We start from the raw sequence: 15,551 nt of genomic DNA on the forward strand, positions 1-15,551 counted from the left end.
ATGACCCTGAAACCCCGTAAGGGTGGCCGCACCGAAAAGCCGGCGCCCGCCAAACCCAAGCAAGTGAAAGAGGCCGCAACCGATGCCAAAGCTGGTTAAACGCGAGGCCATCCTGGCCAAGGTCGAAGCGACCTACAACACCGATGCCGCGCCAGTGGCGAGCACCGACGCGGTGCTAGTGGAAAATATCGGCTGGAGCTATGCCGGCGCCCGCATGGCGGAGCGCAACCCGGTGAAACCCACCCTAGGCAAGTTTCAGGGGATTTTTGCCGGCACGCTGATGGAACTGACATTCGACGTGGAAGTGAAAGGCAGCGGCACCGCTGGTACTGCGCCTGAGTTCGACGCCCTGCTGCGCGCTTGTGGCATGGCGGCGACGGTGACCGCCAGCACCAGCGTGGAATACGCACCGGCGAGTGAAGACCACGAAAGCGCAACGATTTATTACTACGAGGACGGCAGCCTGTATGTGCTGACCGGGTGCCGCGGCACCTTCTCGATGGCGGCCAACACCGGCGAGGTGAGCAAGCTCAGTTTCACCCTGACCGGGCATATTTCTGGCCCCAGTGACGCCAGCTTGCCAGCCGCCACTTACCTGTCCACCACGCCGCCGCCGGTGCTCGCGGTGCCGTTCAGCATTGGCGGTTACAGCGCTGTGATTAACGGTCTGTCATTGGACGCGGGCAACCAGATTGCCACGCCATCCAGTATTGCCAGCGCCGACGGTTACGGCGATGTGCTGATTACCGACCGCGAGGTAACCGGCAGTATCGACCCCGAGGCCACCACCGTGGCAGCACAGGATTGGGTCGGCGATTGGAAGGCGGGCAACACCAAAGCCATCACCACCGGCGTGATCGGCAATACCGCCGGTAACCGCTTCCAGCTGGATATTCCAGAAGCCTGGTACAGCGAACTGAGCCCCGGCGACCGCGACGGCCTGCGCACCGTGGAAATCGGTTTCGGTGCGGCCGGCGACGATGCCGCATTTACCCTGACGTTTACCTAATGGGCAAAAAGGTGGGAAACCCGCCGCCACCAGATGCGCGGCGGCCGGCTCCACCACCACCGCCGCCCCCGCGCATTTTCTGTTACCACGTCCCGCGCCCTTGGCCGCTGCCGCGTTGTCGGCACTGCGGCGGGCGCTGATTATTTAAGGAGGCCAGCATGGCCATGAAACTGACCCGCGGCCTGGCGCCGCGCTGGTACACCCCGGAAGGGCAGCAGGGCGAGAGCCGCCCCGCGCGCTTCCAGTTAAAGCCCCTCACCGGCCTGTACAAAATCGGCCTTTCCAGCTGCTACCGCGGCGGCCAGTTTGAAATGACCGAGATGCAGGCGCGCGACATTCTGCAGCACACCCTGATGGGCTGGGATGGCATCGACGACGAGCAGGGCAACCCGCTGCCGTGCAGCCCGGAGCACTTCGACCTGTTGCCGGGCGAGATTGTGCAGGAGCTGCTGCGCGAGGCGCTGGAGTCCAGCACTTTGGTGGAGGACGAAAGAAAAAACTCGCCATCGCAATCGCCGTGCACCGAGACCCCGGCGCCTTCGATTGCGGCGACTGCAAATGGGGCCGCCACTGCGACGAGCGCAACCCCGCCCCCTTCGCAAAGTGGAGCCTCCCCGGCGTCATCGAGTCCCGAACCTGCCTAAAGCCCATGGTGACCCGGCAGAGCGTGGACCTGCTGCGACTGCACAACCACTACCGCGCCGGGCACCTGTTGGTGGCCGGTGGGGTGGGCGATCAGCCCAACTATTACCTGGACGCCATGGCCGAGATTGAGGCCCTGCGCGCGGACGCTGAGCGCGACTAGACCGAGGACGTTATGGCCGACAACTACAAGTTTACGATCACCGGCAGCGACAAAACCCGGGCGATGTTCAAGAGCCTCAAGGCCAACCTGGGCAACCTGCGCGGCGCGCTCAACAGTACCGCCGGTAAGGTGGCGGGGCTGGCAGGTGGTGCCGGCCTGGGCTTGCTGATTAACTCCACCATCACCGCCAACAGCGAAACCACGCGGCTTGCAAAATCCCTGCGTGTGTCCACCCAGGCACTGAGCGAATGGCAATACGCCGGCAGCAAGGTGAATCTGGAAGGGGACAAGATGGCGGACATTTTCAAGGACGTGTCTGACAAGATCGGAGACTTTGCCACCACTGGCGGCGGTGGTGCCGCCGATATGTTCGAGCAGCTGAATCTGGATGTTAAGGACCTGGTGAAGCTGTCGCCCGACCAGCAGCTGCTAAAGATCGGCGAGGCCATGGAGTCTGTCGGCTCCCAGTCCGAAAAGGTGTTCTTTATGGAGGCGCTGGCCGGCGATGCTTCGCGGCTGCTGCCATTGCTGGAGAACAACGCCGAGGGACTGCGCGCGTTGCAGCAGGAGGCGCGTGAATTGGGTGTATCCCTGGACAGTGTCGATGCCGCGAAGATGGAGCAGGCGCGCCTGTCAATGGAGCGGGTGCACGCCGTCGGGCAGGGGATATCAAACCAGCTAACCGTCAGCCTGGCGCCGATCATCGAGGAGCTGGCCAACAGCTTTGTTGAGGCCGCTAAGGCCGGCGGCGGCATGGGCGCAATGGTAGAAAAAGCCTTTCGCGGCGGCGTCAAGGTGGTTGGTGTATTCGCCGACGGTATCCACGGCATAAAGATAATTTTTCAATCGCTGATGACCCTGGGGCAGGGGCTGTTTGCCGCCTGGATCACCGGGTTTACCAAGGTCATCGAGATTGTGGGCAGCGTTGCCAACGGCATTGTGGACGACATTGTGTGGCCCATCCGCAAGGTGCTGGAGCTGCTGGCGCCGTTCAATGACGGTGCCGCGAACGCGCTGGCCAGCGTCGATGCGCTGGTAGAAAAAATCCGCATCACCGCGCCCGAGGGCATGAAGCAGTTTGCCGCGGCCCAGCGCGAAGCGCTCGAGGAATCCCGGGCGAAGCTCAACGAGCTGCTGATGACCGAGCTGCCCAGCGACGTGCTGAAAAGCAGGGTCAACGAGATTCTGGCGGCGGCGCAGATTCGCGCGGAAGAAATCGCCGCGACCGCCGAGCAAAAGGCGGGCTTGCCCGGTGTGGCTGCCAACGACGAGGGCGACGGCACTGGCAAGGGCGCCGACGGCCTCACCAGCAAAGAGCGCGACGCACTCGCCGCGCGGCTGGAAACGCTGAAAATGTCCTGGCTTTCCGAAGCCGAGCAGCTGCAGGTCCAGCACGACGAGGAAATGGCGCTGCTGGATTCGGCATTTGCGGAAAAGCTGCTGAAGCAGGACGAGTACGAGCGCAGCCTGACCGAGCTGGAGAAAAAGCACAAAAAAGAGCGCGAAGCCATCGAGCAGGCCACCGGCAAAAGCAAGCTGGCCCTGTTCACTGACGGCGCCAAACAGTTGCTATCTGCGGCCGGCACGCAAAACAAAAAAATGGCCGCGCTGCAGATGGGCATGGCGATTTTTACCGCCGGTACCGCCATGGTGCAGAACATTGCCGAAGCGTCAAAAATCGGCTTCCCGCAGAACATTCCAATGATTGCCGGCGCGACCGCGCAGGGCATCCAGATTGCCAATCAGCTGCAGAGCATCAAAGAGCCCGCGGGCATTGCCCACGGCGGCCTCGACTATGTGCCGAAGGAATCCACCTACCTGCTGGATGAGGGCGAGCGCGTGCTTTCCCCACGGCAAAACAAGGACCTGACCGGCGCACTGAAAAACGGCGGCATGGGTAACGTCACCGTCAACCTGATCGAGGACCGCAGCAAAGCCGGGCAGGTGGAGCGCGAGCGCCTGAACGGCGAGGACGTGGTGCGCGTGTTTGTGGCGAATATCCGCGAGGGCGGCGACGCGGCAACCGCGCTGGAAAATACCTACGGGCTGCAACGCGCCGGGAGTTTTTAAGTGATTGTGTATCCCGACAACCTGCCCATGCCAGAGCTGGACGGTTACAGCCTGAAGCGGCAGAACAACGTGCTGCGCACAGAAATGGCCACGGGCCGCGCCCGCCAGCGCCGGCGCTTTGTGCGCGTGCCTTCGGAGCTTTCGGCCAGCTGGACCTGCCAGGCCGAGCAGGCGGCGCTATTCGAGGGGTTTGTGGTGCACGCCCTGCAGGACGGTGCCAACTGGTTCCTGATGGATGTGCTCACCCCGGCGGGGCTGGTGCAGCACCAGGTGCGTTTTATCAGCCACCCGCTGGAGGAGTGCAGCCCGGTGGGGCCGCGCACCTGGTCCTACCGGGCGCGCATCGAGGTCGAGCAGCGCCAGGTGATCGACGAGCAGCCGCTGGCTGAGCAGCTGCTGGCCCCCAACACCATTGAACAATTTGCCGATGGCGTCGAGGACGCCGTGGAAAGCTACCAGGAGTGATTCATGTCTGTATTTTTTGACCAGGTGGCGCGGCTGCAGGAGCAGATCGACGCCCTCGACGTGATCCTGTCCGGCGACGATGCCGCCACGGTAACCGTCGGCGGTGTCAGCAAGCCGAGCGTGAGTCGCGATATCAAGCTGCGCCTGGCACAGATTCAGGCCATGGTGCAGGGCTCGCTGGCCTATGAAACCAAGGCGGAAATGGACGCGGCCGGTGCGCCGCCCAGCGGTGAGCTGGCGCGGGTGTGGAAGGATGCCACCGAATCCAATAATGGTATTTACGGCTACAGCGGTGGCGCCTGGGTCAAATCCATCTACGACCCGGAGCAGTACGTAGATAATCGCCTTAAAAACCAGATGCTGCTGCCGAACGGGCTTTACCCGGTGCTGGACCGCAGCGGCGTACTGGGCGCAGCAAATACCCTGTATCTGCCGCGTAAGCTTTATTTCCAGCAAGGCAGTGCGGTATCCAATCAGGATGTAGCCAATGCAGAGAGCGCTATTCTGCCAGGCTATAGCGAGCTGACTATCAGCAGTGGCTCCTCGGTGGCTTTTGTCTACTACGACCGCACTGACAACAGTTACAAGTCCGCGATTTATTCCGGCGGCATCGACCTGCAGGATGCGAAAAAAGGCGATGCCATCCCGGTGTTTATGGCCTGGGGTGAGGGCGTTTGGTCGCTGTGGGATTACAAGGACGCCGACGACAAGGGTAGCCAGCACGTACTGCTGCGCAAGGGGCCTATGATTATCGAGGGCGACACCCTGTATGTGCCCGAGTTCTATGTGTACGGCAGCGACCTGGGGTTTGTGCTGCTTTCGCCGTCATCCGGTCGATTCTTCGAGCTGCCCGCGTCCACCGAAAGTTCCATTGTGCACACGCACTATGTGGATATGGCGGCGGTCAAGCGCGGCGAGACTCCCGAGGACAGTATCAAAACCGTCACCGCTGCCGGTGGCGGCTATCTGGGTGGGTTCAACAATCACACCATAGCCAAAACCATCGGCCGCCAGCTGACCACGCCGTATCCTGCCGCGGGCGATGTGCCCGGCGGGCGGGTGCCCAACCTGTGCCCGCACGGCAAGGTGGCCGACGGTCTAGACCGGGTGTACGGCTCCACCGAGTTTGTGGACGTGACCGACCCGGACCTGCTGGCAATGGGGCTTACCCGTGGATTCACTGACAACAGCGGCACCCGGCCTTATGCCGGCATGGAATTTCCCGATAAGCGCGGCGGCGGTCGCGCATTCTTTCGCTTCTGCATTGAGACCGCGACGCCGGACGAGTTCGGGATTCCGGTGATTTATGTGTGGAGCTCCACCGGCGTACTCTTAGCCGCCTACCCGGCCCTGGAGAAAAAGCTGTCATCTACTGCGGCGATTTATTCAGCCAGCTTTCTGATGCCGAACAGCGACGACCTGCTGTTTTTCTATGTGGGTGCAGAGCAGGGCAATTCCGCCGGCTTGACCATTTGCGGGGTGCAGTTTTATCACGGCGAGCTGCCCGGCTGGTGGATTCGCCGCGACGACTACCCGAGCGATGTGCCACTGGTCAGCCTGTTAAGTCAAATTTCCGGCGACGTGGCGAATTTCAATATTGCCTACCCCAGCGATATGTTCCTGGTGTCCGGTCGGCCGCTGCCGCTGTATCCGGTGAACATCTGCCAGGAGCGTTCCGAGGGCACCGCCTTCGAGACCGTTTTCTGGAGTGAGGGGCCGGGCGCGGCAAATGGCTATTACCCCTACGTGGTCAATGGTCGGTCCTCGATCCTGATTGACCCGGACAAGTGCGCCGGTAGCGCTGGCATCGAGATGCGCCGCCACGGCGACAGCTTCCAGCGCACCACCTACCGCTACGGCATTCCGTTGACGGTGCATGTGGCGCCGGAAGCCCAGGCGGGCACCGTGCGCGTGCTGTCCATCGGCGACAGCCTCACCAACCGCGACCAGCCCATGCTGCTGGGGCGCAAGCTGGAGCACATGGGGCTGACCGTGGAAATGATCGGCACCATGGATAACGGCGGCAGCGGCAGCTACAACGGCGAGGCGCGCGAGGGCCGGGAGTGGGCCGACTTCATCTACGAGCACACCGATTCGGTGGCGCCCGTAGCGGACGGCACCGAGGCGGTGTACCTGGCCAGCTCCAACAATAACAAGCTGACCAGCAACCCGTTCCTGAAGGTGCCGGACAGCAACGACACCGACAACAAGGCCGGATATATCTATAACGGGTATATCTTCGATATGGCCTACTATCTGCAGCGCTTCGGCTTTGCGGACCCGGATTTTGTGACCATCAACCTGGGCACCAACGACGTCAGCCAGCAGGACGAGGCGGAGACCCTGGCGCAGGTGCAGCGCGGTTTCGAGGTGATCTACAACCAGACCCGCGAGGCGCTGCCGAATGCGCATATCGGCATTCTGGTGAACACCCTGCCGCGGTCATCCGGTGGCGACAACCGCTGGGCCAGTGACCGCTTCCCGACGCTGATTGTGGAGCAGATGAAGCTGGTTAAGGCCGCGCGGGATGCCGGCGACAGCAAAGTGTGGTTTGTGCCCTGTTACGCGCACATGAGCCAGGAAACCGGGTGGCCCCAGAACATTCTGGAAACCGACCCGAACACCGGCATGGTAACCATTGGGATGCCCGATCAGATCCACTTTGAACGCCACGGCCGCGAGCAGTACGCCGAGGCGGTGACCGCCTGGGTTGCCGCCCTCTACGCTGGGGTGTGATCCGTGAGCCAGGTATTGCAAACCGTTTACGCCAGTGCGCCGGTGGACCAGGTCATCATCCACACACTGGAGCTTGCGCACGCGGCATTCGATACCGGCGCCATTCGCCTGTGCCAGGGTTTCGATGACATCACCGCGACGCTGGAGAATGCCAGCGAGGCCCTGTTTACCGCGTCTGGCTTCGGCGTATCACTGCCCACGCGGGCGGTGAAAGGCCGGCAGGACCTGCAGTTTCAGCTCGACAACGTCACCGGCGAGGCGCTGCGGCAGATTCGCGCGGCGAAGGAGGCCGGCGGGGCGGTGCAGGTGATTTACCGGGTTTATCTGGCCAGTGACTTGAGCGCGCCAGCGCAACCGCCCACGGTAATGACCGCGGTATCGGTGCAGGCCAAACCGTCCTCGGTGTCGGTGGTGGCGAGCTTCCACGACCTGGTCAACAAGTCGTGGCCGACCCTGTTCTACACCCCCGACTTTGCCCCCGGCCTCAAATACTACGGCTGACCCTTATGTCCGTTTGGATCAACGATTACCTGCAGGTGCCCTATGTGGACGGCGGCCGCGACTGCTGCGGCTTCGACTGCTGGGGCCTGGTGCGGCATGTACTGCACCGGCAGTTTGATGTGCCCTGGCTCGAGTCTTTCGGCCATGTGTGCCCGGACGATAAGCCAGGGCTGACCAACGGTTACCACCAGGTGGTGCCGGCGTTTGCGCTAGGTGCCTGTGTGCCCGGAGCGGTGGCCTGCGGGTTTCGCGGCGGCTGCCTGATCCATGTTGGCGTGGTGGTGGACAACGGCGGCGCGCTCATGGTGCTGCACACCGGGCGCCAGCACGGCCCCGCATTGCAGAACCCGCGCGCCTTCCGTCGCCTGTTCGAGCGCACCGAGTTTTACGAGTACCAGCATGGCCGCAACCATTAAAGTTTTCCCCAGCAAGCTGGACCCGCACACCTTCGAGACCTGCAACGCCGAGGCGGGGCAGACGTTCGAGGCCTGGCTGCGGGCCAATGTGCCGGCCTACCACGAGCGCGAGCAGCCGCTGTTTTCCGCCACGGTCAACGGTGTGCAGCTGGCGCCGATCGGTTGGGATAGCTACGTGATCCAGCCCGGTGACGAGTTCGAGCTGGTGGTGGAGGCGAAAGACCCGGTCACCATTGCCTGGGCCGTGGTGGCAATCATCGCGGTGGGTGCGGCGGTCTACTACTCCAACCAGATTCCGGACACCTACAACAACACCACCCCTGATGGCTCCACCATCTACAACCCCAACGCCCAGGGCAACCAGGCGCGGTTGATGGGCGTGGTGCCGGAAATCGCCGGGCGCCATAAGGTGTTTCCCGACCTTCTGAGTCAGCCGCGGCGTGAGTACATCAGCAACGACCAGTATCTCTACTTGATGATGGCCGTCGGCGTTGGCGAATACGAGATAGACCCGGACGAAATCTATATCGGCAACACGCCCGTCTCGCGTTACGCCGGCGACATCGACTACCAGGTGTTTGGCCCCGGGGCGGATGTGTCCGGCCACGAGGCACACCGCAATGTGTACACCTCGCCGGAAGTTGGCAGCAGTGCCGGCAGTTCCGGGCTGGAGCTGGAGGGGCCGCTGCAAACCGGCGGTAGCGGTTTTATAAAGTGGAGTTTCAACGGCACCTCGATGCGCAGCTACGCCCGCAGTTTCGAGGACGAGTTCGGAGGTGAGGCCTTATACGAACCAATGCCCTTCCCCTACGCTGAGGGTGACATCCTCACCGTTAGCGGAGTTGAGACCGTCAATGACGGCGACTACCGGGTAGTGTCCAAATCCGGAAATACCGGCACCATGCAACAGGTGGACGGCAATGGCGATGATGTTGCAAGCTGGCCCGGATTCACCGGTGAATACCTGGTTTACGCATCGGTGTCGACTGATGGCAGCGGAACAGGAATGGGGCCGTTTTTCGCCTGTCCGGCCAACGAAACCACCGGTACCATCTGGCTCGACTTTATGTTGCCGCAGGGGCTCGGCGAGCTGGATGACAACGGAAATTTCCTAAACCGAACGGTTACGATTGAGATTGCCTACCGCGACGAGGGTGGTGCCAGCTGGACAACGGTAACGCACACATTTAGCGGTGCCACGAACGACCAGCTCGGCTATACAAAAAAAATAACATTGCCCAGCGCCATACGCCCCGAGGTGCGAGTTACGCGCACCACCGTGGCCACAGACGATACTAGGGTCTACGACACGGTGCAGTGGACCGCGCTCAAGGCCGAACTGGACAGTGCCACAAGCTATGCCGGTGTCACCACTATCGCAATCAAGATCAAGGGCACCAACTCCCTGGCCGGCAGTGCTGAAAACAAGTTCAACCTGATTGCCACGCGCAAGCTGCCGGTGTATTCCGGTGGCAACTGGTCCGCGCCGGTGGCCACGCGGGACATTGCCCCGTTTTTTGCCTACGTGATTAAAAACGTGGGGCACACGGATAACCAGATCGGCCTCGACGAACTGGAGGCGCTGCACACGACGTGGAGCGGGCGCGGCGATACCTTCGACGCGGTGTTCGACAACAAGAGCACCCTGTTTGAAGCGTTAAAGCGCACGCTGGCGCCGGGCTACGCCGAGCCGACCCTGGACTATGGGCAGATTGTGCCGGTGCGCGACGGCCCGCGCACGGCGTTCGAGCAGATGTACCAGCCGGACAACATGACAGGCGACCTGTCGCAGGATATCCAGCTGATCGAACCGGACGAGCCAGACGGGGTTGAGGTGGAGTATTTCGATCCGCAGACCTGGAAGCCGGCCACCATACTGTGCACGCTGCCGGGCGACGTTGGGCAGGCCCCGAAAAAGGTGCGCGCCTTCGGGGTCACCGACCGCACCCGCGCCTGGCGCTACGGTATGCGTCAGCGCCGCATTCAGCGGTACCGGGACACCCGCTACAGCTTCAAGACGGAGATGGACGGGCTCAACAGCGCGTACATGAGCTATGTGGCACTGGCGGACGATATCCCCGGATATTCGCAGACCGGGCGGGTGCTGGCCGTGAGCGGGCGCAATGTCACCCTGGACGCGGCGGTGGAGTGGGGCACAGGTACGCACCACCTGGCGCTGCGCAAACCGGACGGACGGCTGTCTGGCCCCTATGTGGCCACGGCAACCGGCAATCCGTCGGTGGTGGCCATCGACGCGGACCTGGACTTTGCCCCGGTGGTGGACGGCAGCATGGAGCCGCCACTGTGGATGTTCGGTACCGCAGAGCGTTGGAGTTATCCGGCACTGGTGACGGAGATCAAGCCCAGCGGTACCGACTCGGTGAATGTGGTCGCGGTCAACTATGACGAGCGTATCTACGCGGACGACGACAACAGCCCGCCGGCTTAACCTTCGGCGGGCTTGCGCACCGCTTCGGCGTGGCACTCCCAGCTGTTCCAGCAGTTTTTCACCAGCGAGAAACTGCCCTGCGTGCAGCTGGGGGTTGTGATGGCGTCGGCGCCTTTCTGTGCGGCGACTATGCGCAGCTGGTCGATGGCGCCCACCTGGGTGGCGTCGGCCTCGCCCACCATCACCTGGTTCTTACAGGAGTGCCCGACAATCGGCCCCAGGGATTCCATGGCGTCCGCTTACTGCGGCGTCACCATCTCAATTTCCCCGGCCCGCTGCATCACCGCCAGCCCCACCTTATCGACGGTTTGTTTTGGTACGAATTGGCCGGTACAGCCGGAAACCACCGCCAGCACGGCGGCCACAATCAACAGTCTCATTTTTTATCTCTTATCCCTAGATTGACTTGCTAGTTTACCCAGCATGCCTGCGCTGTCTATCACAGTGAAAATTTAGAGGAAGTCACTTTCCCACCTTTGAGTTGGTAGTGGATGATTCCGTTTGCCATGGTTTGGCTTTTTAGGGCGAGTTCGCATTTTTTTCGAAAACCGGCTCTGCGCATGCAAACTTCGCTGGTCTCTCATTTACAAAATGCTTCAAAAACATACAGGTTGTGGTCAATTGAACGCGCAATGTGATCAATCACTACGTTCAGATGCGAGAAAGTCTCGCTGTCGATAGTTAATTATCCTGTTGCGATTAATTGCTTAGGAATGCCATTCTGCGACAGAATTTGTACTCAGGCTTTGGGCGCAGTTCTGGAACTCTCCATACTAGGTCAATACTGTATAAATATACAGTATTCGGTTAGATTTGTTTCCGCTCCCCTGGCAGCGCGGATATCACAAAAAAATGAACAGCGTGCCAAATTGCACACCTACTGCAAGCGAGGTTGCATATCTGAAATCGCTGATAGGGTGGCATCAACCAACAGAAAATGGAGTAACGGGATGGGACAGGTTGATATCGTGGAGTTCACCGAAGAAGTGCAGGAGATGCAGTTTCTGGTCGAGGAACAGCTTTCTGCACTGCAGCGCTTTAAGCAGGAACCGGACAAATTGGTAGTGGTGACGGAAACCATTGCCGAGGCCGTGCTGGCGCGACTGGGTGGGGTCATTTTCAGACTGAATGGGGCGGAGAATGATCCGAAAATTTCATAAGGCTGGTACTAGGGTGGTACAAGCTGTATTGGCGACTTTTAACTAATTGTTTTTGTTGGATTTTATCGTGTGTCGCTCCAATCCATCAGCGGGGCGGTGCAGAAGCGGTGGGTGGGGTGGTCAGGCATATCTCGACTTCGGGTTACAGCGGATCCGCGGCACTGGCGCGGCGATCCTTTATTCGGAACTGGGTACATATTATCCCGATCCCATCGCTAGACGCACTAGGGCCTGTTCCCCTGGATCCGCTGCTTGGATCCAGAGGGACCAGGCCCGGTGACGAAAGGTATAGTCGACCGAGCGGCCCTCTGGCCAGTGCCACCGGTGGGGCGCATTGGCGGCAGGGTGCCGCGCGATGGTTTTGTGAACAGACGCATGTTCGCAGTCGCCGCCATTTTTTACACTTGGTGCCGTCAGAATCTCCAGGGAGCAGGATATGAAGACTCTCGTCAAGCTGAGCGGATCGGTGGGTTTTCGGGGCAGAAATCTCCGCGAGGATGTCAGGCTGGTACAGGAGCTGCTAAACAGGGCCACCCGTATCCCCTGGGCGCTGTTGGCGGTGGACGGCCTGATCGGCCCCAACACGATCAACCGCATCAAGGACTTCCAGCGGAATGTTGTCGGTTTCTCCAGGCCCGATGGCCGGGTGGATGCCGGTGGCAGGACCTGGCGCAGTCTGGCGCGCTATGCGGAGGATACGCCCGCCCATTTCAGCGGCGCTTTTTCCGTACATCCGCCGGGCAGCAGTCCCCGCGCTCCCGAGGCAGCCAGCCGTCCCGCTGCCGGGGCCATCGCCTGGGGGGCCAAGGTTTCCGGCGCCTTCAAGACCAGAGTCCGGCAGATAGCCGCGAACCTCGATATCTCTCCGGATTTCCTGATGGCCTGCATGGCTTTCGAAACCGGTGAAACCTTCAGCCCTTCGATAAAAAACGCAGCCGGCAGTGGCGCCACCGGCCTGATCCAGTTTATGCCCAGAACCGCCAAGGGCCTGGGAACGACAACCGAAGCGCTGGCGAAAATGACGGCGGAAAAACAGCTGGATTATGTCGAAAAATACTTCCGGCCCTACAAGGGCAGGCTGAAGACGCTGGAGGACATCTATATGGCGATCCTGTATCCGGCGGCGATAGGTATGGAACCGAGCGACCCGCTGTTCCGCCGCGGGGCCAAGACCTATGAACAGAACTCCGGATTCGATAAGAATAAAGATGGTGTCATAACGCCGGCTGAAATTTCCATCAAGGTAAGACAGAAGTATGAAAAGGGGCTGCAGAAAGGCTATCTGGGCTGAGAAGTGAGATGAATATGCGGAAAAGACTTTTGATCACAGCGCTTTGCGCACTACTGCTTTCCGTCGCCGCCTGCCAGTCCAGAGCCGACTGGCGCGGTGTCTACGGGTTTAGCGAAAACCTGGGCGAGGATCCCGGCGGGGCGGCGATGCTGGTGGAGTACCGCCTGCAGCTCGGGGCGGATCTCTGTCTGCTCGATATCACCGGCTACCAGTCCGATACGCGCATTGTCTGTACCCTCGATGCCACTGACGAGGCGGCGGTCGTCCGTTTCCGCTCCTACGGCGACGGCGATGTGAAAAATCTCTACGGGGTGCAGGTCTATCAGGTGGGCGAGCCGCTGTTGACACTGCGCGCCGCCCCCGATTCCGGGGCGCTGATCACCGAGTGGGGCGGCCTTGTGCCGGACTCGGTCGAGAAAAAGTCGGGCGCCTATTTCGCCAGGCAGTAGCTGCGCGCCGCCGGGCGGACTACAGATTGCGCTCTTTTTCCGAGACGGTGGCCGGTCGATTCCTCGGCTGACCGCCGCCGTTCCGATGCTCTTCCTCCAGCGTCGGCCGCAACTTTTTCAGTATCCTGCGCGCCGTGGCGCGGTAGCTGGTGAGCTTGCCCCCGGCCACCGCCAGTATCCGCGGCGCCCTGTCGTTGTCGCAGCAGAGCAGCGTTTCCCGCGGCCGCGAGAAGGGACTGCCGGAGCCCTGGGGCAATACCCGCAGGCCGGCAAAGCTGTCGCAGATATCCCGAAACTGCAGCGCGCGGGCCTGCGGGAAGTAGCGCTGCACCGTGCGCAGCAGGTAGCTCTGCTCCTCGCGGGTCGGCGCCACATCGCGGGGATCCCCCTCATAGCGGCGCTCGGTGGTGCCCACCAGGGTCTTGCCCTGCCAGGGCATCACGAACACCGCGCGGCCGTCCTCCGCCTCCAGATAGAAAATCTTCTCGCCCAGGAACATCGGCAGCTGAATATGGGAGCCGGCGACCAGATCGATCGGCGGCAGCGGCACCGCCGGCGTACAGCGCGCGTTGGTGTGCGCCACCCAGGGGCCACTGCAATTGACCAGTGCGCGGGTGCGCAGGGTGCTCAACTGACCGTCGGCAAAATAGTCGACGCGCACGCCGTTTGAGGTCAGTTCCGCGCCCACCAGGCTGCCGGGGCAGATCAGCCGGGCGCCGTGGGAAAGAGCCGACTCGACCACGTTGCGTGTCAGCGCCGCGTCGTCCGTCTGCGCATCGTAGTAGCGGTAGACCGCCACCAGATCGTCGCCGTTGAGGCCGGAGAGGTTTTGCCACTGGGATCTGGGCAGGGCGCGGAAGCGGGAGTGGCGGCGGGCCACGCCGGACAGCAGCGCGTAGACGGTCAGGCCCAGGCGCACCAGCCACGCGGATCTCTTGCTGTGCTGATAGACGGGGATGTAGAAGGGCACCATACGCACCAGCTGCGGCTTGTGCTCCAGCAGCCAGCGCCGCTCGCGCAGACACTCGTAGACCAGCTGAAACTGGCCGCTCTCCAGGTAGCGCAGGCCGCCGTGAATCAGCTTGGAGGAGCGGGACGAGGTGGCCGCGGCGATACCCATCTGCTCCAGAATCACCACCCGGTAGCCGGCCATCGCCAGCGCCTCGGCGGCCCCGGCGCCCTGGATACCGGCCCCCACCACCAGGACGTCAAAATCCGTAGACATCGCTGGCTTCCCGGGAGCGCATCAGCAGCGGCAGATTGCCGGTGAGTATGTGGTGGGCGCCGCGCGCGCGCCAACGCACCGCCTCCTCGGCGGAATTGATTTCGTAAACCACCCATTGCCAGGGGCCCGGCGGCAGCTCGCTGCGCTCGACGCGGCTGTCCCGGATCAGCAGGTAGTCCGGCGCCAGGGTCACGACCTCCGCCGACAGGCACTGTGCCACGCTGTCCACCTTCAGCGCCACCTGGTGGCAGCCGAGGCTGCGCGCCATACGCAGGCTGCGGTGATCGCGTGCCAGCAGCGCGAAGGAGGCGCACTCATTGCGCATCAGGTCCACCAGGGTTTCCACCGCCCGCTCGGTGCCGGTGTGCGCCAGGCACCCGCCCGAGATCTCGACAAACCAGTCCAGGTGCCGGTGACAGCTGGCCCAGTCCACGAGCTGGATAAAGGTGTTGATGGGCTGCTCGCGCAGCTCGCGATCCCTGAACGCGTGAAAATGCCGCTCGCTGCCGCGCTTGGCGCCGGGCAGCGTGTCCCTGTGGAAGCACCAGGGGGTGCCGTCGGCACTGAAACGGATGTCGGTCTTTATCGCGCAGGCGCCCAGGCCGTGCGCGGCCTCGAAGGCGGCGATGGTGTTTTCCGGCTGGCGGGTCTTGTCGCCTCGGTGCGCAATCAGCATGGGAGTCGGGTCCGGATAAGCGGCGTTATTGTCGTCTTGACGGGAGTGGCGGGGCACTCGCAGATCCACTGAATCCAGGACGGGCTACAGCGGCCGGTCCTACAGGAAAAAATAGCCTGTGGCGGTGATGTTGCAAGGCGAAGTGGCTGCTTCGAGCCTCGGCGGGGAGCTGTGCCCGCGTGCCACAGATCCCGCGATTGCGGACACATTCGCGCGCCCCGATACCCGACCTTTTTCTGCCGCTGCACCCTCAAGGCCGGCCCTTGGCCGCCGATAGAGACGCTAAAGGCAGTAAATGT

General features: G+C 62.0%; 16 protein-coding genes. 12 read left to right on the forward strand and 4 right to left on the reverse strand.

Annotated elements, in window-relative coordinates; all coding sequences use genetic code 11:
- The first annotated feature begins 82 nt into the window (after positions 1–82).
- The 9 genes from ACXAF3_RS11640 (at position 83) to ACXAF3_RS11680 (ending at position 10,451) form a co-directional block, all read left to right on the forward strand.
- A complete protein-coding gene (locus ACXAF3_RS11640) occupies positions 83–1,009 on the forward strand; it encodes a phage tail tube protein (RefSeq protein ID WP_475112472.1) in 927 nt (308 codons plus the stop codon).
- A gap of 158 nt (positions 1,010–1,167) precedes the next feature.
- Complete coding sequence (locus ACXAF3_RS11645) at positions 1,168–1,653, forward strand: hypothetical protein (protein WP_475112473.1); 486 nt, start codon at positions 1,168–1,170, stop codon at positions 1,651–1,653.
- Between the two features lie 23 nt (positions 1,654–1,676).
- Entirely contained in the window at positions 1,677–1,814 is a 138-nt protein-coding gene (locus tag ACXAF3_RS11650; protein ID WP_475112474.1) for a hypothetical protein, read from the forward strand.
- 12 nt (positions 1,815–1,826) lie between these two features.
- On the forward strand, positions 1,827–3,884 hold the full coding sequence (locus ACXAF3_RS11655) for a hypothetical protein (protein WP_475112475.1): 2,058 nt from the start codon (positions 1,827–1,829) through the stop codon (positions 3,882–3,884).
- Complete coding sequence (locus tag ACXAF3_RS11660; protein WP_475112476.1) at positions 3,885–4,349, forward strand: hypothetical protein; 465 nt, start codon at positions 3,885–3,887, stop codon at positions 4,347–4,349.
- A gap of 3 nt (positions 4,350–4,352) precedes the next feature.
- Complete coding sequence (locus tag ACXAF3_RS11665; protein ID WP_475112477.1) at positions 4,353–7,085, forward strand: SGNH/GDSL hydrolase family protein; 2,733 nt, start codon at positions 4,353–4,355, stop codon at positions 7,083–7,085.
- Between the two features lie 3 nt (positions 7,086–7,088).
- Positions 7,089–7,586, forward strand: coding sequence for a DUF1833 family protein (locus tag ACXAF3_RS11670; RefSeq protein WP_475112478.1), 498 nt, complete (start codon positions 7,089–7,091; stop codon positions 7,584–7,586).
- A 5-nt stretch (positions 7,587–7,591) separates the two neighbouring features.
- Positions 7,592–8,002 carry an NlpC/P60 family protein gene (locus ACXAF3_RS11675; protein WP_475112479.1) on the forward strand — a complete coding sequence of 137 codons (411 nt, stop codon included), beginning with the start codon at positions 7,592–7,594 and terminating at the stop codon, positions 8,000–8,002.
- Entirely contained in the window at positions 7,986–10,451 is a 2,466-nt protein-coding gene (locus ACXAF3_RS11680; RefSeq protein WP_475112480.1) for a host specificity factor TipJ family phage tail protein, read from the forward strand. The genes ACXAF3_RS11675 and ACXAF3_RS11680 overlap by 17 nt, the downstream gene beginning before the upstream one ends.
- Here the strand turns inward: ACXAF3_RS11680 and ACXAF3_RS11685 are convergent.
- Positions 10,448–10,681 carry a hypothetical protein gene (locus ACXAF3_RS11685; protein ID WP_475112481.1) on the reverse strand — a complete coding sequence of 78 codons (234 nt, stop codon included), beginning with the start codon at positions 10,679–10,681 and terminating at the stop codon, positions 10,448–10,450. The genes ACXAF3_RS11680 and ACXAF3_RS11685 overlap by 4 nt on opposite strands.
- 9 nt (positions 10,682–10,690) lie before the next feature.
- On the reverse strand, positions 10,691–10,831 hold the full coding sequence (locus tag ACXAF3_RS11690) for a hypothetical protein (protein WP_475112482.1): 141 nt from the start codon (positions 10,829–10,831) through the stop codon (positions 10,691–10,693).
- A 570-nt stretch (positions 10,832–11,401) separates the two neighbouring features.
- Here ACXAF3_RS11690 and ACXAF3_RS11695 point away from each other — a divergent pair.
- The 3 genes from ACXAF3_RS11695 to ACXAF3_RS11705 all read left to right on the forward strand — a co-directional run bounded on the left by ACXAF3_RS11695 (position 11,402) and on the right by ACXAF3_RS11705 (position 13,351).
- Positions 11,402–11,611 (forward strand): hypothetical protein, encoded by a 210-nt coding sequence (locus ACXAF3_RS11695; RefSeq protein WP_475112483.1) that lies wholly within the window; start codon positions 11,402–11,404, stop codon positions 11,609–11,611.
- A 436-nt stretch (positions 11,612–12,047) separates the two neighbouring features.
- Complete coding sequence (locus ACXAF3_RS11700) at positions 12,048–12,902, forward strand: hypothetical protein (RefSeq protein WP_475112484.1); 855 nt, start codon at positions 12,048–12,050, stop codon at positions 12,900–12,902.
- A gap of 29 nt (positions 12,903–12,931) precedes the next feature.
- Complete coding sequence (locus ACXAF3_RS11705; RefSeq protein ID WP_475112485.1) at positions 12,932–13,351, forward strand: DUF5991 domain-containing protein; 420 nt, start codon at positions 12,932–12,934, stop codon at positions 13,349–13,351.
- A gap of 19 nt (positions 13,352–13,370) precedes the next feature.
- Here ACXAF3_RS11705 and ACXAF3_RS11710 read toward each other — a convergent pair whose 3' ends face one another.
- A complete protein-coding gene (locus tag ACXAF3_RS11710; RefSeq protein ID WP_475112486.1) occupies positions 13,371–14,576 on the reverse strand; it encodes a glycerol-3-phosphate dehydrogenase/oxidase in 1,206 nt (401 codons plus the stop codon).
- Complete coding sequence (locus ACXAF3_RS11715) at positions 14,560–15,252, reverse strand: glycerophosphodiester phosphodiesterase family protein (RefSeq protein ID WP_475112487.1); 693 nt, start codon at positions 15,250–15,252, stop codon at positions 14,560–14,562. The genes ACXAF3_RS11710 and ACXAF3_RS11715 overlap by 17 nt, the downstream gene beginning before the upstream one ends.
- Positions 15,253–15,551 lie beyond the last annotated feature (299 nt).

The sequence above is a fragment of the Microbulbifer sp. ABF4_143 genome, from assembly GCF_056160225.1.